The organism is Streptomyces sp. ME02-8801-2C (assembly GCF_033793965.1).
Classification (GTDB): Bacteria; Actinomycetota; Actinomycetes; order Streptomycetales; family Streptomycetaceae; genus Streptomyces.
Genome location: NZ_JARAXP010000001.1, coordinates 251,681 through 270,849 on the forward strand (window position 1 = coordinate 251,681; position 19,169 = coordinate 270,849).

Genomic DNA, 19,169 nt, shown 5'->3' on the forward strand with positions numbered 1-19,169 from the left:
GATCCACCGCTGCGGCGGATCGACGCTAGGGGGGTACATGAGACGCAGAGCGAGAACGATCCTCGCCGCCGGCGCACTCGTGCTGGGCGGTGCGGGACTCGCGCCCATCGCCGTTGCCGCGGAGGACGCCGGTACGCCCGGCGCCGACGAGGTCAAGGTCTTCCGCGCCGAGGTCACGAAGGCGCAGATTCCCCTGCTCCTCGCGGCCGGCCAGGACGGTCACGAACTCGGGGAGCAGGCACCGGACAAGGGCACGGCCACGGTCGAGGTCTACCTCACCGACAAGCAGGCCGACCAACTGGAGGACAAGGGCGTCGACCTCGAGGAGCACACGCTCACGGCGAAGGCACGCGCACGCGTGGCCGCCGCCGGGGACGGTGTCTTCCGGCCGTACAGCGGAGCCGGAAACCTCAAGGAGGAGATCCTCCGGACCGCACAGGAGAACCCGGCCCTGACCAAGGTCGTCTCCATCGGCAAGACCCTGCAGGGGCAGGACATCCTCGCGCTCAAACTGACCAAGGGCGCGAAGAAGACCAAGGACGGCGCCAAGCCGTCCGTCCTGTACATGTCCAACCAGCACGCTCGTGAATGGATCACGCCGGAGATGACCCGGCGCCTGATGCACTACTACTTGGACAACTACTCCAAGGACCGCCGCCTCAAGATGATCGTCGACTCGACCGAGCTGTGGTTCGTCCTGTCCGCGAACCCCGACGGCTACGACTTCACGCACCGGGCCGACGGCGACCGCCAGTGGCGCAAGAACATGCGGGACGTCAACGGCGACGGCGCCATCACCATCGGCGACGGCGTCGACCTCAACCGCAACTTCGCCTACAAGTGGGGCTACGACAACGAGGGTTCGTCCCCGTTCCCCACCAGCGAGACCTACCGAGGTGCCGCCCCCGGTTCGGAGCCCGAGACCAAGGCCCTGGACCGCTTCGAGAAGCGCATCGGCTTCAAGTACGGCATCAACTACCACTCCGCCGCCGAACTCCTCCTCTACGGGGTCGGCTGGCAGGTCGCCTCCCCGAGCCCCGACGACGTCCTGTACAAGTCGCTCGCCGGTACGCCCGAGAACTCCGCGATCCCCGGCTACCACCCCCAGCTCTCCTCCGAGCTGTACACCACCAACGGCGAGGCGGACGGCCACGCGGCCAACGTCAACGGCACGGCGATGTTCACCCCGGAGATGTCGACCTGCCAGACCGCCTCGAACCTCTCCCCGGACGACCCCTGGAACGCGGCGGACTGTGCCTCGGTCTTCACCTTCCCGGACGACGAGAAGCTGATCCAGCAGGAGTTCGCCAAGAACATCCCGTTCGCGCTGTCGGTCGCCGAGTCCGCGGCCAAGCCCGACCAGCCGAAGTCCTCGGTCGGCATCGCCGCCCCCGACTTCACCCCGGCACCCTTCACCACCTCGTACTCGCGCGGCGCCGACCAGGAGGTCTCCGTCGTCGCACGCAAGTCCGTGCGCCACAAGGAACTCAAGTACCGCGTCAACGGCGGCCGCACGCACCACGTGGCACTGAAGGCGTGGAAGGGCGGCGAGACCTTCGGCGGGGACGACAACCTGTACTTCGACGAGTACCGCGCCAAGGTCGCCGACGGCGACCCGGGCGACAAGGTCGAGGTCTGGTTCACCGGCGAGACGAAGGCCAAAAAGCCCACCAAGAGCACCCGGTTCACGTACACGGTCGTCGAACGCCCGCGCGCGGACGCGCTCGTCGTCGCCGAGGAGGGCGCGACCGCCACACAGGCGCAGACCTACGTCGACGCGCTGCAGGCCAACGGCAGGAAGGCGCTCGTCTGGGACGTCGCCGCCCTCGGCGCACCCGACGCGCTCGCTGTGCTCGACCACTTCAAGACGGTCGTCCACTACACCGGTGCCGTACGGCCGGGTGTCGCCACCCAGCTCCAGCTGCGCGCCTACCTCAACGAGGGCGGCAAGCTCGTCGAGGCCGGCGAGACCGCGGGCGGCTCCGTCGACCTCGGCGGGGGCACCCTGTCGAACGACTTCAGCCAGTACTACCTGGGCGCATACACCCGTACGACCACACCCTCGGTCAGCGCCTTCAACGGCTCCGGGAAGCTCACCGGCTTCAACGGCCCCCTCGGCGACGCGCCGGGCAACCCGCTGAACACGGCCGGAGCCTTCAGCGTCACCTCGGACAACCTGTCCGCCCAGACGTATCCGCAGTTCACCAGCGCGGGCGCGGGCGGGTACCCCGGCAGCGCCAACCCGTACGGACCGTACGCGGGCGCCTCCATGGCGGCCGTCACGCACACCGACTACGCCTGGAACCGCCTCACCCGCACCATCGACCTCTCCGGGGTGAGCGCGTCCGCCACGCCCACCTTCCGTACCCAGCTCCTGTGGGACACGGAGGAGGGTTACGACCACGCCGTGCTCGAAGCCCACACGGCCGGGGCCGACGACTGGACCACGCTCCCGGACAAGGGCGGCGCCACCAGCACCGCCGTGCCCGTCGAGTGCGAGGCCGGGTTCTTCATCAAGGGCCACCCGGCGCTCACCCGCTATCTGACCCTCGGCTCGGGCGCCTGCACGCCCACCGGGACCAGCGGCTCCTGGAACAGCTTCACCGGGGCCTCCGCGGGCTGGCAGGAAGTCAACTTCGACCTCTCCGCCTACGCGGGCAAAACGGTGGAGATCTCGCTCAGCTACATCACCGACCCCGGCTCCGGCGGACGCGGCGTCCTCGCCGACAACGCCACCGTCGTGATCGGCGGCACGCCGGGCGCGGTCGAGGGCTTCGAGACGTCCCTGGGCGCCTGGAGCACCCCCGGACCGCCCGCGGGCAGCCCTGCGGTCATCAAGGACTGGGGACTGTCGGGCGAGCTGTTCAAGACGTACGGAGCGGTCACCACCCGTGACACCGTGCTGCTGGGCTTCGGTCTCGAGCACGTGCCCTCGGCGGCCGACCGCAAGGCACTCCTCGGCAAGGCACTTGCCGCGCTGAAGAAGTGATCGACCCTGTTCATCAGGTAATCGCGCCGATTCCGGTCGGGTAATCGCGACGCAACACCTGGGCGGTCCGTACCCCTACTGTCGGGTACGGGCCGCCCTGCCGTGTATGGGGCATCTCGATGTCACCACCGGGGCCGCAGGGAGGTAGGGTCGTAGGCGGTCGGGGACATCCCATACAACTCGCCGGCACGTGAGCCGGCGTACCAACGAGGAGATCGGTTCGTGACGATCCGCGTAGGCATCAACGGCTTTGGCCGCATCGGTCGTAACTACTTCCGCGCGCTGCTGGAGCAGGGTGCTGACATCGAGATCGTGGCTGTCAACGACCTGGGTGACACCGCGACCACCGCTCACCTGCTCAAGTACGACACCATCCTGGGCCGCCTCAAGGCCGAGGTGTCGCACACCGCCGACACGATCACCGTCGACGGTCACACCATCAAGGTGCTCTCCGAGCGCGACCCGGCCGACATCCCGTGGGGTGAGCTGGGCGTCGACATCGTCATCGAGTCGACCGGCATCTTCACCAAGAAGGCCGATGCCGCGAAGCACATCGCCGGTGGCGCCAAGAAGGTCCTCATCTCGGCTCCGGCCTCGGACGAGGACATCACGATCGTCCTCGGCGTCAACGAGGAGAAGTACGACGCGGCCAACCACCACATCATCTCCAACGCCTCCTGCACCACCAACTGTGTGGCGCCGATGGCCAAGGTCCTGCTGGAGAACTTCGGCATCGTCTCGGGTCTGATGACCACGGTCCACGCCTACACCAGCGACCAGCGTCTGCAGGACTTCCCGCACAAGGACCTGCGTCGCGCCCGCGCCGCCGCCGAGAACATCATCCCGGCGAGCACCGGTGCGGCCAAGGCCCTCGGCGTGGTCATCCCGGAGCTGTCGGGCAAGCTCAACGGCATGGCGATGCGTGTTCCGGTCCCGACCGGATCCGTCACCGACCTGGTCGTCGAGACGGAGCGCGTGGTGACCAAGGAAGAGGTCAACGCCGCGTTCCAGAAGGCCGCCCAGGGCCAGCTGAAGGGCTACCTGGAGTACACCGAGGACGCGATCGTCTCCTCGGACATCGTCGGCTGGCCGGCCTCCTGCACCTTCGACGCCTCCCTGACCATGGTCCAGGGCAACAGCGTGAAGATCATCGGCTGGTACGACAACGAGTGGGGCTACTCCAACCGCCTCGTCGACCTCACGGTCTTCGTCGGCAACCAGCTCTGAGTACCGGAGCAGGCACTTCGATGTGAGCACAGGGCTCGGGCAACGCGACGCGGCGTTGCCCGAGCCCTGTGGCACTCCCTTTTGCGGCTAAACCGCCGCCGCTCTCGCGGACCTGGTTGCTCGCCATCGTGGTTCCTCAATTGATGGCTGATGCCATCGCGGGAAATTCGTTCAGAGCCCTCCCAAGGAGCCCTCTTTCATGAAGACGATCGACGAACTCCTCGCCGAAGGAGTCGACGGCAAGCGGGTCTTCGTCCGCGCCGACCTGAACGTGCCGCTGGCCGACGGCGCCATCACCGACGACGGCCGCATCCGCGCCGTCCTGCCCACCGTCAAGGCCCTCGCGGACGCCGGCGCCACGGTCGTCGTCGCGTCCCACCTCGGCCGCCCCAAGGGCGCCCCGGACCCCGTCTTCTCCCTGCGCCCCGCCGCCGAGCGCCTCGGCGAGCTCCTGGACGCCCCCGTGGCCTTCGCCCAGGACACCGTCGGCCCCGCCGCCCAGGACGCCGTGAACGGCCTCGAGGCCGGCCAGGTCGCCGTGCTCGAGAACCTGCGCTTCAACCCGGGCGAGACATCGAAGGACGACACCGAGCGCGGCGCCTTCGCCGACCAGCTCGCCGCCCTCGCCGACGTCTACGTGGGCGACGGCTTCGGCGCGGTGCACCGGGGGCACGCCTCGGTCTTCGACCTGCCGGCCCGGCTGCCGCACTACGCCGGCTACCTCATCGCCACCGAGGTCGGTGTCCTCAAGCAGCTCACCGAGGACGTCAAGCGGCCGTACGTCGTCGTGCTGGGCGGCGCCAAGGTCTCCGACAAGCTCGCCGTCATCGACCAGCTGCTCGGCAAGGCCGACCGCATCCTCATCGGCGGCGGCATGCTGTTCACCTTCCTCAAGGCCAAGGGCCACGAGATCGGCGCCTCCCTCGTCCAGGAGGACCAGCTTCCCGCCGTCAACGAGTACATCGAGCGCGCGGAGAAGAACGGCGTGGAGCTGATCCTCCCCGTCGACGTGCTGGTCGGCTCCTCGTTCCCGGACCTGAAGACGAAGACCCCGGCGAACCCGACCACCGTCGCCGCCGACGCGATGCCCGCCGACCAGATGGGCCTGGACATCGGTCCGCGGTCCAGCCAGCTGTACGCCTCGAAGCTCGCCGACGCCGGCACCGTCTTCTGGAACGGTCCCATGGGCGTCTTTGAGCACCCCGACTACGCCGAGGGCACCAAGGCGGTCGCCCAGGCACTCCTCGACTCCCCGGCCTTCACGGTCGTCGGCGGTGGCGACTCCGCCGCCGCCGTGCGCATCCTGGGCTTCGACGAGAACGCATTCGGCCACATCTCGACCGGCGGCGGCGCCTCCCTCGAATACCTCGAGGGCAAGACGCTCCCCGGCCTCGCCGCACTGGAAGGCTGACCCCGCACATGACCACTCGCACGCCGCTGATGGCGGGCAACTGGAAGATGAACCTCAACCACCTCGAGGCCATCGCCCACGTCCAGAAGCTCGCGTTCGCCCTCGCGGACAAGGACTACGAGGCCTGTGAGGTCGCGGTCCTGCCGCCCTTCACCGACCTCCGCTCGGTACAGACCCTGGTCGACGGCGACAAGCTGAAGATCAAGTACGGCGCCCAGGACATCTCCGCGCACGACACCGGCGCCTACACGGGCGAGATCTCCGGCCCGATGCTGGCCAAGCTCAAGTGCACCTACGTGGCGATCGGCCACTCCGAGCGCCGCCAGTACCACGGCGAGAGCGACGCACTTGTCAACACCAAGGTGAAGGCCGCCTACAAGCACGGCCTCACCCCCATCCTGTGCGTCGGCGAGGAGCTGGAGGTCCGCGAGGCGGGCAACCACGTCTCCCACACGCTCGCCCAGGTCGAGGGCGGTCTCAAGGACATCCCGGCCGAGCAGGCCGAGACCGTCGTCATCGCCTACGAGCCCGTCTGGGCCATCGGCACCGGCAAGGTCTGCGGCGCCGACGACGCCCAGGAGGTCTGCGGGGCGATCCGCGCGAAGCTCGCCGAGCTCTACTCCCAGGACGTCGCCGACGCCGTGCGCATTCAGTACGGCGGCTCGGTGAAATCCGGGAACGTCGCCGAGATCATGGCGAAGCCCGACATCGACGGCGCACTGGTCGGCGGTGCCTCCCTCGACGCCGACGAGTTCGTCAAGATCGTTCGGTTCCGCGACCAGTGAGTATGCGCTAGCGGAGATCCGTCGTACCCTGGCGGGGCCGAAACTAGTATTTGGTGCGCCCAGCGTTCCGAACGGGAGTTTCGGCCCCGTCGTCCATCAGAATCCGAGGAAGTTGGTCCAGCCGTGGTTTTGGGGTTCTCGATCGCCCTGATCGTCTTCAGCCTGCTGCTGATGCTGCTGGTGCTGATGCACAAGGGGAAGGGCGGCGGCCTCTCCGACATGTTCGGTGGCGGCATGCAGTCGTCCGTCGGCGGCTCCTCGGTCGCCGAGCGCAACCTCGACCGCATCACCGTGGTGATCGGTCTCCTGTGGTTCGCGTGCATCGTCGTACTCGGCATCCTGATGAAGGTGAACAACTGATCAGCGGCTGACACCGGTCGTCAAATACCGGTACGACAGCACATTACGCACGCACATTCCGCACGTAAGGCCCCATGTTCGGTACGCCCCGCCAGGGGCGGCCTATCATGGGGCTTGCGTCTTGGTGCAGGGCCTGTAACTCCAAGCACTGGACGCGCGTTGGGCCTTACGTAGACTGAGGCGCTCGCAACGAAGCGAAAACGTCGACTCGCTTCGCGGCACCATTACGCAGGGAGTTACGACCGTGGCAAGTGGCAACGCGATCCGAGGAAGCCGGGTCGGGGCGGGGCCGATGGGCGAGGCCGAGCGTGGCGAGTCCGCGCCGCGTCTGCGCATCTCCTTCTGGTGCTCCAACGGACACGAAACGGTGCCCAGCTTCGCCAGCGACGCGCAGGTTCCCGAGACCTGGGACTGCCCGCGCTGCGGCTTTCCCGCCGGACAGGACCGGGACAACCCGCCGGACCCGCCGCGCACCGAGCCGTACAAGACGCACCTGGCGTATGTACGGGAGCGGCGCAGCGACGCGGACGGCGAGGCGATCCTCGCCGAGGCGCTCGCCAAACTGCGGGGCGAGATCTAGGAGTTGACGGCCGGCCAGGCACCGACAGGTGCCTGGCCGGAGCCGTCTGACGGGACGTCGCCCAGCGGCTCCCCGGCCGATTGTCAGTGGTGCCCTCTACGGTTTGTGAATCGGCGAACCGAGAGGGGGAGTTGTGACGACGGTCGAGATGGCGGGAGCGCGTGCGCCCGCATGGCGCGGGGGATTCGGACGGCTGTGGAGCGCCGCCGTACTCTCCAGCTTCGGCGACGCGTTACGTACAGCCGCGCTGCCCCTGCTCGCCACGACACTCACCGACAAGCCCCTGCTCATCGCCTCCGTGACGGCCTGCGGCTATCTGCCCTGGCTCGTCTTCGGACTGCTCGGCGGGGCCGTCGCGGACCGCGTCGACCAGCGGCGCGCCATGTGGACGGTGGATGCGGTACGAGGGCTGCTGGTCGCCTGCTTCGCCGTGGCCGTCGGCCTGGGGCATGCCTCGATCGGCCTGCTCATCGCGCTCACCTTCGCGTTGACCACGCTCCAGACCCTCTTCGACAACGCCTCGACCGCCCTGCTGCCGGCCCTGGTCGACAAGGAGGCGCTCGGTGGCGCCAACGCCCGCCTGATGACCGGTCAGCGCGTCGCCGGTGGTCTGCTGGCCGGGCCGCTGGTGCCTGTGCTGCTCGTGCTGGGCGCGGCCGTCCCCTTCGCGGCCGACGCCGTCACCTTCCTGGTCGGGGCGGTCCTGGTCGCCTCGCTGCGGTCCGATGTGCCCGCGCGGGCGCCGAGACCGGCCGGGAGTACCTTGCGGGGCGAGATAGCGGCCGGCCTGCGCACCCTGTGGCACGACGGTCCGCTGCGCGGTCTGTGCGCGGCCACGGCACTGTGCAATGTGGGCATGGGCGCTCTCATCGCCACGATGGTGCTGCTGGTGACGCGGTGGCTGGACGCGGGCAACGGGGGATACGCGGCGGCGATGACCGCGTACACCGTCGGCAGTCTCGCCGGGGGCGTGTTGAACGGGCGGCTCGTGGACCGCCTCGGGCGGATACGCGCCGTCCTGCTCGCCGGTACGGTGCAGATCTGCGCGCTGGTCGTCATGGGCTCGGTGCGCAGCCTGACCGCGCTGGTCGGCGCCCTGGGGGTGTTCGGGCTCATGGGGATGGTGTGGAACGTCAACACGACGACCCTGATGCAGCGCCGCAGCCCCGCCGCAATGCTGGGCCGGGTCAGCTCGGCCTTCCGCACACTGGCGGTCGCCGGAGCACCGCTGGGCGCGTTGCTGGGCGGAGCCGTCGCAACGGCGTGGGGACTCAACACGCCGGCGCTGCTCGCCGCCGCTTTCTTCGTCCTGGCGGTCATCGCACTGATACCGGCGCTGAAGTCCGACGTATCTGTAGTCGTATCACCGTAGTCGTATCACCACCGAGCTGATCAATTAGGTTGGGACCGGCAGCGGGGGCCCAGGCACGAAAGAGGCGGAAGTCCGAGATGAACGCAGACAGCCGTGGCAGGCTCAACCAGACGCCCGAGTGGACGGCTCTGGCCAAGCACCGTGAGGAACTGGCGGACACCCATCTGCGGGAGCTGTTCGCGGCCGACACCGGTCGCGGTACCGGGTACACACTCGAGGTCGGTGATCTGCACATCGACTACTCCAAGCACCTCGTCACCGACGAGACGCTGCGGCTGCTGCGCGAGTTGGCCGCGGCGACGGACGTGTTCGGGCTGCGGGACGCGATGTTCAGCGGCGAGAAGATCAACATCACCGAGGACCGCGCGGTGCTGCACACCGCGCTGCGGGCGCCGCGGGGTGCGGTGATCGAGGTCGACGGCGAGAACGTCGTACCGGCCGTGCACGCGGTCCTCGACCGGATGGCCGGCTTCGCGGACAAGGTGCGCTCGGGCGAGTGGACCGGGCACACCGGGCGGCGCATCAAGAACGTCGTCAACATCGGTATCGGGGGCTCGGACCTCGGTCCCGCGATGGCGTACGAGGCTCTGCGGGCCTTCACGGCACGGGAGTTGACGTTCCGGTTCGTGTCGAACGTCGACGGCGCGGATCTGCACGAGGCGGTACGGGACCTGGACCCGGCGGAGACGCTGTTCGTCGTCGCGTCGAAGACGTTCACCACCATCGAGACGATCACCAACGCGACCTCGGCCCGGTCGTGGCTGCTGGCGGGGCTGGGCGGTGCGGAGGAGGCGGTCGCCAAGCACTTCGTGGCGCTGTCGACGAACTCCGGGAAGGTCGCCGATTTCGGGATCGACACGGCGAACATGTTCGAGTTCTGGGACTGGGTCGGCGGGCGGTACTCGTACGATTCGGCGATCGGGCTGTCGCTGATGATCGCGATCGGGCCGGAGCGGTTCCGGGAGATGCTGGACGGGTTCGCGCTGGTCGACGAGCACTTCCGCACGGCTCCGGCGGAGGACAACGCGCCGCTGCTGCTGGGGCTGTTGGGCATCTGGTACGGGAACTTCTTCGACGCCCAGTCGCATGCCGTACTGCCCTACAGCCACTACCTCTCCAAGTTCACCGCGTACCTGCAGCAGCTGGACATGGAGTCCAACGGCAAGTCGGTCGACCGTGACGGCAACCGGGTCGAGTGGGAGACCGGGCCCGTCGTGTGGGGCACGCCCGGCACCAACGGGCAGCACGCCTACTACCAGTTGATCCACCAGGGGACGAAGGTCATTCCGGCGGACTTCATCGGGTTCGCGGAGCCGGTGGGGGAGTTGAGCGCGGGGCTCAAGGGGCAGCACGACCTGTTGATGGCCAACTTCTTCGCGCAGACCCAGGCGCTGGCCTTCGGCAAGACGCCGGAGGAAGTGCGTACGGAGGGGGTGCCGGAGGAACTGGTCGCGCACAAGACGTTTCGGGGGAACCATCCGACGACCACGGTGTTGGCGCGGGAGTTGACGCCGTCCGTGTTGGGGCAGTTGATCGCGTTGTACGAGCACAAGGTGTTCGTGCAGGGGGCTGTGTGGAACATCGACTCGTTCGACCAGTGGGGTGTGGAACTGGGGAAGGTGCTGGCGAAGCGGGTTGAGCCGGCGTTGACGGAGGGGGTGGAGGTGTCGGGGCTGGATGCGTCCACTACGGCGCTGGTTGCCAAGTACCGGGAGCTGCGGGGGAGGTAGGGGCTTTGTTTCGCCCCCGCCGCCCCTACCCGTCCCGTCCTGTCCTGGGGGCTGCCGCCCCCAGACCCCCGCTTCAGCCCTGAACGGGCCTCGTCCTCAAGCGCCGGACGGGCTGAAAGTGCCGGCCGGGGGGTGTAAGTGTCGGCCTGATGCGGGTAAGGGCGGCGGGGGCGGAGTCACTTGGGTCCCACCGCCCCTGCCCGGCGTCGGCGTCGGTCAGGGAGATGCCGGGGGGTACAGCGTCCTCGGGAGTTGCGAGGCTGCCGACGCGTCCAGTAGCCACAGGGTGCGTTGTCTGCCGTATGCGCCTGCCGCCGGGGCCTGGATCTCGCCCGCGCCCGACAGGGCTATCGCTGCCGCGCCCGCCTTGTCCTCGCCCGCTGCCAGCAGCCATACCTCGCGGGCCGCGCGGATCGCCGGAAGGGTGAGGGTGACCCGGGTCGGTGGGGGCTTCGGGGCGCCGTGGACGCCTACCACCGTGCGGTCCGTCTCCCGGACCGCGGGCAGCTCCGGGAAGAGCGACGCCACGTGGGTGTCCGGGCCCACGCCCAGCATCAGGACGTCGAACGTGGGGACCTGGCCGTGCGGCTCAGAAGCCGCAGCCTTGGCCAGCTCCGCCGCGTAACCCTCCGCCGCCGCGTCCACGTCGGAGCCGTACGGGCCGTCCGACGCGGGCATGGCGTGGACGCGGGCCGGGTCCAGCGGCACCGCGTCCAGCAGCGCCGCCCTCGCCTGGGTGACGTTGCGGTCCGGGTCGCCCTCGGGCAGGAAGCGTTCGTCGCCCCACCACAGGTCGAGCCGGGCCCAGTCGATGGCGTCCCGGGCGGGCGCGCCGGCCAGGGCGGCCAGCAGGCCGTTGCCGTTGCGGCCGCCCGTGAGGACCACCGACGCCGAGCCCCGCGAGGCCTGCGCGTCCACGATCTTCGTGATCAGGCGGGCCGCGGCGGCCTCCGCCATCAGCTCCTTGTCCCGGTGGACGACGAGCTGCGGTGCCGTGCTCACTTCGCGGTCACCTTCTTCACCGGCATCAGAGCCGGGGTCGCCCTGTCCGCCGGTTCCAGTGCCGACGCAGAGGAAGGAGCTGGGGCCGGGGCCGGGGGCTCGGGTGCCGATGGGCCGGCCAGTCGCTCCACCCCGTACCGCAGGGCCGAGGCGTAGGTGTCGTCCGGGTCCAGGCGGCGCAGTTCCTCCGCCATCAGTTCCGCCGTCTCTCGGCGCTTGAGCGCCACCGCGCGGTCCGGCTGGCCCTGGATGGAGAGAGTCGCCAGGGAGCCGTCGGCGCGGTCGAGGGTGATGGGGCCCGTGCTCGTCCGCATCCGGACCGCCGTCAGACCCGGGCCTGAGGACAGGGAGCGCTTCACCGGCACGTCCAGCCGGTCCGCCAGCCACATCGCCAGCAGCTCGCAGCTCGGGTTGAACTCCTCGCCCTCCACCTCGACCGCGTCCACCTTGCAGGTGACCTGGTCCAGGGCGGCGGCCAGCATCGACCGCCACGGGGTGATCCGGGTCCAGGACAGGTCCGTGTCACCGGGGGTGTACGCGTCCGCGCGTACCGCGAGCTCCCGTACGGGCTGCTCGGCCGCGTACGTGTCCGTCACCCTGCGCTGTGCCAGCGCGCCCAGCGGGTCCTTCGCCGGGTCCAGCGGGGCGTTCACCGGCCACCACACGACCACCGGGGCGTCCGGCAGCAGCAGCGGCAGGACCACCGAGTCGGCGTGGTCGACGACCTCGCCGTACAGCCGCAGGACGACCGTCTCGCCGGAGCCCGCGTCCGCGCCCACCCTGACCTCGGCGTCCAGCCGGGACGTCGTACGGTCGCGAGGGGAGCGGGAGACGCGCTTGACGACGACCAGGGTGCGCGAGGGGTGCTCGAGCGAGGCGTCGTTCGCCGCCTTCAGGGCGTCGTACGCGTTCTCCTCGTCGGTGACGATGACGAGGGTGAGCACCATGCCGACGGCCGGGGTGCCTATGGCCCGGCGGCCCTGCACCAGCGCCTTGTTCACCTTGCTGGCCGTGGTGTCCGTGAGGTCTATCTTCATGGGCGCCGCCAGCTCCGTCCGTCTCGTTCGAGCATTTCGTCCGCCTCGACGGGGCCCCAGGTACCCGAGGGGTACTGCGCGGGCTTGCCGTGCTTGTCCCAGTACTGCTCGATCGGGTCGAGGATCCGCCAGGACAGCTCGACCTCCTCGGTACGAGGGAAGAGGTTGGAGTCCCCGAGGAGGACGTCCAGGATCAGGCGCTCGTACGCCTCCGGGCTCGACTCCGTGAACGATTCGCCGTACGCGAAGTCCATGGACACGTCCCGGATCTCCATCGAGGTGCCGGGCACCTTGGAGCCGAAGCGGACCGTGATGCCCTCGTCGGGCTGGACGCGGATGACGATCGCGTTCTGGCCCAGCTCCTCCGTCGCCGTGTGGTCGAAGGGGGAGTGCGGCGCCCGCTGGAAGACCACCGCGATCTCGGTGACACGACGGCCCAGACGCTTGCCGGTGCGCAGATAGAAGGGGACGCCCGCCCAGCGGCGGTTGTCGACCTCGACCTTGATCGCCGCGTAGGTGTCGGTCTTCGACTTGGGGTCGATACCGTCTTCCTGGAGGTAGCCGATGGCCTTCTCGCCACCCTGCCAGCCCGCCGCGTACTGCCCGCGGACCGTGTCCTTGCCCAGGTCCTGCGGCAGCTTGACCGCCCCGAGGACCTTGGTCTTCTCGGCGGCCAGCGCGTCCGCGTCGAAGGAGGACGGCTCCTCCATGGCCGTGAGGGCCATCAGCTGGAGAAGGTGGTTCTGGATGACGTCCCGGGCCGCGCCGATGCCGTCGTAGTAGCCGGCCCGGCCGCCGATGCCGATGTCCTCGGCCATCGTGATCTGCACATGGTCCACGAAGGACCGGTTCCAGATCGGCTCGAACATCTGGTTGGCGAAGCGGAGCGCCAGGATGTTCTGGACGGTCTCCTTGCCGAGGTAGTGGTCGATCCGGAAGACCTGGTCCGGGGCGAAGACCTCCTCGACGGTCGTGTTGAGCTCCTCGGCCGACGCGAGGTCGTGACCGAAGGGCTTCTCGATGACCGCGCGCCGCCAGGAACCGTTGTCCTGGTCCGCCAGACCGTGCTTCTTCAGCTGCTTGATGACCACCGGGAACGCGGACGGAGGCACGGAGAGGTAGAAGGCGAAGTTGCCGCCCGTCCCCTGCGCCTTGTCCAGCTCCTGGATCGTCGAGCGCAGCCGCTCGAAGGACTCGTCGTCGTCGAAGGTGCCCTGGACGAAGCGCATCCCCTGGATGAGCTGCTGCCAGACCTCCTCCCGGAACGGCGTACGGGCGTGCTCCTTGACGGCGTCGTGGACCTCGGCCGCGAAGTCCTCGTCCGCCCACTCGCGCCGGGCGAAGCCGACGAGGGAGAAGCCCGGTGGCAGCAACCCGCGGTTGGCGAGGTCGTACACCGCGGGCATCAGCTTCTTGCGTGACAGGTCGCCGGTGACCCCGAAGATGACCAGGCCCGACGGCCCCGCGATACGCGGGAGCCGTCGGTCTGCGGGATCACGAAGCGGGTTCGCTCCGGAACCGGAAAGAGGCGGCAAGGTTTCAGCCCTCCGAGGGGGCGAGGCGTGCCAGTTCCGCCTCTGTCGACTTGAGCAGGTCGGTCCAGGACGACTCGAACTTCTCGACGCCCTCGTCCTCGAGCAGCTGGACCACTTCGTCGTACGAGATGCCGAGCTTCTCGACCGCGTCGAGTTCCGCGCGGGCCTGCTCGTACGTACCGGCGATGGTGTTGCCGGTGATCTGCCCGTGGTCCTCGGTGGCGAACAGGGTCGCCTCCGGCATGGTGTTCACCGTGTTCGGCGCGACCAGGTCGTCGACGTACAGGGTGTCCTTGTACGCCTTGTCCTTGACGCCGGTCGAGGCCCACAGCGGACGCTGCTTGTTGGCCTGCGCCTTGTCGAGGGCGGCCCAGCGGTCCGAGCCGAAGACCTCCTCGTACGCCTGGTAGGCGAGGCGCGCGTTGGCCAGACCGGCCTTGCCGCGGGCGGCCTTGGCCTCGTCGGTGCCCAGCGCGTCGATCCGCTTGTCGATCTCGGTGTCCACGCGGGACACGAAGAAGGACGCCACGGAGTGGATCTTCGACAGGTCCAGGCCGCGCTCCTTGGCCTTCTCCAGGCCGGCCAGGTAGGCGTCCATGACCTTGCGGTAGCGCTCCAGCGAGAAGATCAGCGTGACGTTGACGCTGATCCCGAGGCCGATGACCTCGGTGATCGCAGGGAGACCCGCCTCGGTGGCCGGGATCTTGATGAGCGTGTTCGGCCGGTCCACCAGCCAGGCCAGCTGCTTGGCCTCGGCGACGGTCGAGAGGGTGTTGTGGGCGAGACGGGGGTCGACCTCGATCGACACCCGGCCGTCCTGGCCCTGCGTCGCATCGAAGACCGGACGCAGGATGTCGGCGGCGTCACGGACGTCCGCCGTCGTGATCATGCGGATCGCCTCTTCGACGGTGACCTTGCGGGCGGCGAGCTCGGTGAGCTGCGGCTCGTAGCCGTCACCGCTGCTGATCGCCTTCTGGAAGATCGACGGGTTGGTCGTGACGCCCACCACGTGCTGCTGGTCGATCAGCTCGGCGAGGTTGCCGGAGGTGATCCGCTGGCGCGACAGGTCGTCCAGCCAGATCGCCACGCCTTCCTCGGAGAGGCGCTTGAGTGCGTCTGTCATGGAAAATGCATCTCCTACGTGTCGTTGTGTCAGCGTCAGCGTCAGCGCTGGGCTGCGGCGATCGATTCCCGCGCAACCGCGGCCACGTTCTCGGCAGTGAAGCCGAACTCCTCGAAGAGGACCTTGCCGTCGGCCGAAGCGCCGAAGTGCTCCAGGGAAACGATGCGACCCGCGTCCCCGACGTACTTGTGCCACGTCAGACCGATACCGGCCTCGACCGCGACCCGCGCCTTGACGGACGGGAGCAGAACGCTCTCCCGGTACCCCTGGTCCTGCTCCTCGAACCACTCCACGGACGGCATCGACACGACCCGCGTCGGCACACCCTCCGCCTGCAGCCGCTCACGGGCACCGACGGCCACATGGACCTCGGAACCGGTGGCGATGAGGATGACCTCGGGCGAGCCGCCCTCGGCCTCGAAGAGCACGTAACCGCCCTTCGCCGCATCCTCGTTGACCTCGTACGTCGGCACGCCCTGGCGGGTCAGCGCGAGACCGTGCGGGGCGCCCTTGCCGAAGACCTTCGTCCAGCGGCGGAGGATCTCGCGCCAGGCGATGGCCGTCTCGTTGGCGTCGGCCGGGCGGACGACGTTCAGGCCCGGAATGGCGCGCAGGGAGGCCAGGTGCTCGACCGGCTGGTGCGTCGGGCCGTCCTCGCCGAGACCGATGGAGTCGTGCGTCCACACGTACGTCACCGGCACGTGCATCAGCGCGGACAGCCGTACCGCGTTGCGCATGTAGTCGGAGAAGACGAGGAAAGTACCGCCGTAGACACGGGTGTTGCCGTGCAGGGCGATGCCGTTCATCTCGGCGGCCATCGAATGCTCGCGGATACCGAAGTGGATCGTGCGGCCGTAAGGGTCCGCCTCCGGCAGCGGGTTGTCCGCCGGGAGGAAGGAGGACGTCTTGTCGATGGTCGTGTTGTTCGAGCCGGCCAGGTCGGCCGAGCCGCCCCACAGCTCCGGGATGACCGCGCCGAGCGCCTGCAGGACCTTGCCGGACGCGGCACGCGTGGCGACACCCTTGCCCGCCTCGAAGACCGGGAGCTTCTCCTCCCAGCCCTTGGGCAGCTCGCCCGCGGCGATGCGGTCGAACTCGGCAGCGCGCTCGGCGTTGTTGTCGCGCCACTCCTGGAACGACTTCTCCCACTCCGCCTTGGCCTGACGGCCGCGCTCCAGCGCCTCGCGGGTGTGGTTCAGGACGGCGTCCGAGACCTCGAAGGACTGCTCCGGGTCGAAGCCGAGGACACGCTTGGTGGCCGCGACCTCGTCGTCGCCGAGCGCCGAGCCGTGGGCCGCCTCGGTGTTCTGCGCGTTCGGGGCCGGCCAGGCGATGATCGAGCGCATCGCGATGAACGACGGCTTGTCCGTCACCTTCTTGGCGGCCTGCACCGCGTTGTAGATGGCGTGCGGGTCGAGGTCGCCGTCCGGCTTCGGGGCGATCCGCTGCACATGCCAGCCGTACGCCTCGTAGCGCTTGACGACGTCCTCGGAGACGGCCGTCTCCGTGTCGCCCTCGATCGAGATGTGGTTGTCGTCCCACAGCAGGACCAGGTTGCCGAGCTTCTGGTGGCCGGCCAGCGAGGACGCCTCCGCGGAGATGCCCTCCTGGAGGCAGCCGTCACCGGCGATCGCGAAGATGAAGTGGTCGAACGGGGACTCCCCTTCGGGGGCCTCCGGGTCGAACAGACCGCGCTCGTAGCGGGCGGCCATCGCCATGCCCACGGCGTTGGCGACACCCTGGCCGAGCGGGCCGGTCGTCGTCTCGACGCCCGTCGTGTGCCCGTACTCAGGGTGGCCCGGGGTCTTGGAACCCCACGTCCGAAACGCCTTCAGATCGTCCAGCTCGAGGCCGAAACCGGCCAGGTACAGCTGGGTGTAGAGGGTCAGGGACGAGTGGCCGGCGGACAGTACGAAACGGTCGCGCCCGACCCAGTCGGCGTCCGCCGGGTCGTGCCGCATCACCTTCTGGAAGAGGGTGTACGCGGCGGGGGCCAGGCTCATCGCCGTACCGGGATGGCCGTTGCCGACCTTCTGTACGGCATCGGCGGCCAGGACGCGGGCGGTGTCGACGGCCCGCTGGTCCAACTCGGTCCACTCGAGGTCTGTGGTGGTCGGCTTGGTGCTCACCCTGGGTCAGGGCTCCTCTCCACATGTCTAATGCCGGCTTCCGCGGTGTCCACCGGCTGCCGGGGGCTGACACCCTCGGCCTTTGTCGAGCCTACCCTCGGAAGAACGTGCCGTATTTCCGTCATTCCAGACTGCCGGGACCGCTTCACGTCCGTCTCCCGACCCCTGCCGGACTGCAATACGAACCGGGCCGTCCCAGCGCTCAATCGAGCCCCGTCACGCCCATCACAAAGCACGCCCCAACACGACCCCACCCCCGCGAAGGGCGGGGTCTGGGCAACGTCTAGAGTGGCGTGGTAAGCGCGAGCCTCTACCGGGACTTCACAGCCGGGGGCTTGTTGGAATGTCTCTGTCAGGGGTGTGCGTGACGGCCGTTGAATCCCGTCCAGCGGGGATTATCGGGACGAGCCAGAACCCGAGCCGACGGCCGTTCGGGGCCCGGGTCATGGCGTTCGTTGCTCTCACGAAGCCGCGGATCATCGAGCTGCTGCTCATCACCACGGTTCCGGTGATGTTCCTGGCGGAGCAGGGTGTACCGGACCTGGGACTGGTCCTCCTCACCTGCCTCGGCGGCTACCTCTCCGCGGGCGGCGCCAACGCGCTCAACATGTACATCGACCGTGACATCGACGCGCTCATGGACCGCACGTCGCAGCGTCCGCTGGTCACCGGCATGGTCAGCCCGCGTGAGTGCCTGGCCTTCGGCATCACCCTCGCCGTCGCCGCCACCCTCCTCTTCGGCCTCACGGTCAACTGGCTGTCGGCCTGGCTGTCGCTGGGCGCGCTCCTCTTCTACGTGGTCGTCTACACGATGATCCTCAAGCGGCGTACGTCGCAGAACATCGTGTGGGGCGGCATCGCGGGCTGTATGCCGGTCCTCATCGGCTGGTCCGCCGTCACGAACTCGCTCTCCTGGGCGCCGCTCATCCTCTTCCTGGTCATCTTCTTCTGGACCCCGCCGCACTACTGGCCGCTGTCCATGAAGGTGAAGGAGGACTACGCGCGCGTGGGCGTGCCGATGCTGCCGGTCATCGCCTCCAACAAGACGGTCGCCCGGCAGATCGTGGCGTACAGCTGGGCGATGGTTTTGGTCTCGCTGCTGCTCACTCCGCTGGGGTACACCGGCTGGTTCTACACCTCGGTGGCGCTCGCGGCGGGTGGGTGGTGGCTGTGGGAGGCGCATGCCTTGCAGAGTCGCGCACGGGCTGGGTCGAGTGGGGGGAAGCTGAAGGAGATGCGGCTGTTCCACTGGTCGATCACCTATGTTTCGCTGCTGTTTGTGGCTGTCGCTGTGGATCCATTCCTGCGGTAAGTGGCGGTTCGGCTGCGGGTTCGTTGTGGCTGGTCGCGCAGTTCCCCGCGCCCCTAAGGGGGCGCCCCAGTCGACGGCGGTACGTGGGCAAGGCCACTTGCCCTGGCGTCGCCAGGTGATCTACCCGTGGGTAGCATCCTGGGCATGGGAGATACGCAGGAGCGCAGGGTGGTCAAGCTCGCCAAGCAGATCGACGGGTTCGCCAAGCAGCACGGCGGTGCCGAGGGACAGGTGGCGTACATCGGGGAGCGCGGTGCCCGGATCGTGCTCGTCGGCGAGGACGGCGGCTGGGGCGACCTCGTCGCCCCCACGTACGAGATCGCCCGGCAGGCCGTCGAGAAGGCCGGCATCACCGTCCACGAGGACTTCGACGGCGAGTTCGCGGCCAAGGTGACCACCGGCCCGTACGAGTGGACCCGCATGGCGGGGATCCAGGTGGGCGGGCCGAGCAACCGCTGAGAGTCGGGGACGTGGCCGGACGGCGCCGGTCATTCCCACGGGGTGTGCGCGAGCAGCACCTGATGGTCGGTTCACCCGTTAGGACCTTGGGAACACACGGTCCAGACACGGGGAGCCC

The 19,169-nt window shown here is 68.8% G+C and carries 15 protein-coding genes; 10 read left to right on the forward strand and 5 right to left on the reverse strand.

All coding sequences use genetic code 11. The annotated features are described in order from the left end of the window. The first annotated feature begins 37 nt into the window (after positions 1–37). The 8 genes from PV396_RS01155 to pgi all read left to right on the forward strand — a co-directional run bounded on the left by PV396_RS01155 (position 38) and on the right by pgi (position 10,454). The gene (locus PV396_RS01155; RefSeq protein WP_319199665.1) at positions 38–2,989 is read left to right on the forward strand and encodes a M14 family metallopeptidase; all 2,952 of its coding nucleotides are present in this window, start codon (positions 38–40) and stop codon (positions 2,987–2,989) included. Between the two features lie 222 nt (positions 2,990–3,211). Beyond that, on the forward strand, positions 3,212–4,216 hold the full coding sequence (gene gap / locus PV396_RS01160) for a type I glyceraldehyde-3-phosphate dehydrogenase (protein ID WP_319199666.1): 1,005 nt from the start codon (positions 3,212–3,214) through the stop codon (positions 4,214–4,216). A 199-nt stretch (positions 4,217–4,415) separates the two neighbouring features. Then, the gene (locus tag PV396_RS01165; protein ID WP_319199667.1) at positions 4,416–5,627 is read left to right on the forward strand and encodes a phosphoglycerate kinase; all 1,212 of its coding nucleotides are present in this window, start codon (positions 4,416–4,418) and stop codon (positions 5,625–5,627) included. Positions 5,628–5,635: 8 nt separating this feature from the next. Next, on the forward strand, positions 5,636–6,412 hold the full coding sequence (tpiA, locus tag PV396_RS01170) for a triose-phosphate isomerase (protein WP_319199668.1): 777 nt from the start codon (positions 5,636–5,638) through the stop codon (positions 6,410–6,412). A gap of 123 nt (positions 6,413–6,535) precedes the next feature. Continuing rightward, positions 6,536–6,772, forward strand: a complete 237-nt coding sequence (gene secG / locus PV396_RS01175; RefSeq protein ID WP_094052663.1) for a preprotein translocase subunit SecG — start codon at positions 6,536–6,538, stop codon at positions 6,770–6,772. Between the two features lie 244 nt (positions 6,773–7,016). After that, entirely contained in the window at positions 7,017–7,352 is a 336-nt protein-coding gene (locus PV396_RS01180; RefSeq protein WP_078615979.1) for an RNA polymerase-binding protein RbpA, read from the forward strand. A gap of 133 nt (positions 7,353–7,485) precedes the next feature. Continuing rightward, complete coding sequence (locus tag PV396_RS01185) at positions 7,486–8,724, forward strand: MFS transporter (RefSeq protein ID WP_319199669.1); 1,239 nt, start codon at positions 7,486–7,488, stop codon at positions 8,722–8,724. 77 nt (positions 8,725–8,801) lie between these two features. Continuing rightward, the gene (gene pgi / locus PV396_RS01190; protein ID WP_319199670.1) at positions 8,802–10,454 is read left to right on the forward strand and encodes a glucose-6-phosphate isomerase; all 1,653 of its coding nucleotides are present in this window, start codon (positions 8,802–8,804) and stop codon (positions 10,452–10,454) included. 216 nt (positions 10,455–10,670) lie between these two features. Here pgi and pgl read toward each other — a convergent pair whose 3' ends face one another. Genes pgl through tkt form a run of 5 tightly spaced genes read right to left on the reverse strand, consistent with a single transcriptional unit; the run spans position 10,671 to position 17,280 of the window. After that, the gene (gene pgl, locus PV396_RS01195; protein WP_416071325.1) at positions 10,671–11,411 is read right to left on the reverse strand and encodes a 6-phosphogluconolactonase; all 741 of its coding nucleotides are present in this window, start codon (positions 11,409–11,411) and stop codon (positions 10,671–10,673) included. A gap of 41 nt (positions 11,412–11,452) precedes the next feature. Next, on the reverse strand, positions 11,453–12,493 hold the full coding sequence (gene opcA / locus PV396_RS01200; RefSeq protein WP_319199672.1) for a glucose-6-phosphate dehydrogenase assembly protein OpcA: 1,041 nt from the start codon (positions 12,491–12,493) through the stop codon (positions 11,453–11,455). After that, the gene (gene zwf / locus PV396_RS01205) at positions 12,490–14,028 is read right to left on the reverse strand and encodes a glucose-6-phosphate dehydrogenase (RefSeq protein WP_319199673.1); all 1,539 of its coding nucleotides are present in this window, start codon (positions 14,026–14,028) and stop codon (positions 12,490–12,492) included. Before zwf ends, opcA begins: the two co-directional genes overlap by 4 nt. Before the next feature lie 4 nt (positions 14,029–14,032). Next, positions 14,033–15,151: a transaldolase gene (gene tal / locus PV396_RS01210; protein WP_319199674.1), complete on the reverse strand. Its 1,119-nt coding sequence runs from the start codon at positions 15,149–15,151 to the stop codon at positions 14,033–14,035. Between the two features lie 41 nt (positions 15,152–15,192). Then, positions 15,193–17,280: a transketolase gene (tkt, locus tag PV396_RS01215; RefSeq protein ID WP_319199675.1), complete on the reverse strand. Its 2,088-nt coding sequence runs from the start codon at positions 17,278–17,280 to the stop codon at positions 15,193–15,195. A gap of 358 nt (positions 17,281–17,638) precedes the next feature. Here tkt and PV396_RS01220 point away from each other — a divergent pair, with 358 nt between their 5' ends. Both PV396_RS01220 and PV396_RS01225 read left to right on the forward strand, forming a co-directional pair. Beyond that, a complete protein-coding gene (locus PV396_RS01220) occupies positions 17,639–18,592 on the forward strand; it encodes a heme o synthase (RefSeq protein ID WP_319200599.1) in 954 nt (317 codons plus the stop codon). Positions 18,593–18,736: 144 nt separating this feature from the next. Beyond that, positions 18,737–19,051, forward strand: coding sequence for a hypothetical protein (locus PV396_RS01225; protein WP_319199676.1), 315 nt, complete (start codon positions 18,737–18,739; stop codon positions 19,049–19,051). The last annotated feature ends 118 nt before the right edge of the window (positions 19,052–19,169 follow it).

Excerpts from the sequence above, each read along its gene's own strand:
- PV396_RS01155 (WP_319199665.1), top strand. The coding sequence starts at position 38 with ATGAGACGCAGAGCGAGAACGATCCTCGCCGCCGGCGCACTCGTGCTG.
- pgl (WP_416071325.1), bottom strand. The coding sequence starts at position 11,411 with ATGGCGGAGGCCGCCGCGGCCCGCCTGATCACGAAGATCGTGGACGCG.
- PV396_RS01225 (WP_319199676.1), top strand. The coding sequence starts at position 18,737 with ATGGGAGATACGCAGGAGCGCAGGGTGGTCAAGCTCGCCAAGCAGATC.
- tpiA (WP_319199668.1), top strand. The coding sequence starts at position 5,636 with ATGACCACTCGCACGCCGCTGATGGCGGGCAACTGGAAGATGAACCTC.
- PV396_RS01165 (WP_319199667.1), top strand. The coding sequence starts at position 4,416 with ATGAAGACGATCGACGAACTCCTCGCCGAAGGAGTCGACGGCAAGCGG.
- opcA (WP_319199672.1), bottom strand. The coding sequence starts at position 12,493 with ATGAAGATAGACCTCACGGACACCACGGCCAGCAAGGTGAACAAGGCG.
- tal (WP_319199674.1), bottom strand. The coding sequence starts at position 15,151 with ATGACAGACGCACTCAAGCGCCTCTCCGAGGAAGGCGTGGCGATCTGG.
- pgi (WP_319199670.1), top strand. The coding sequence starts at position 8,802 with ATGAACGCAGACAGCCGTGGCAGGCTCAACCAGACGCCCGAGTGGACG.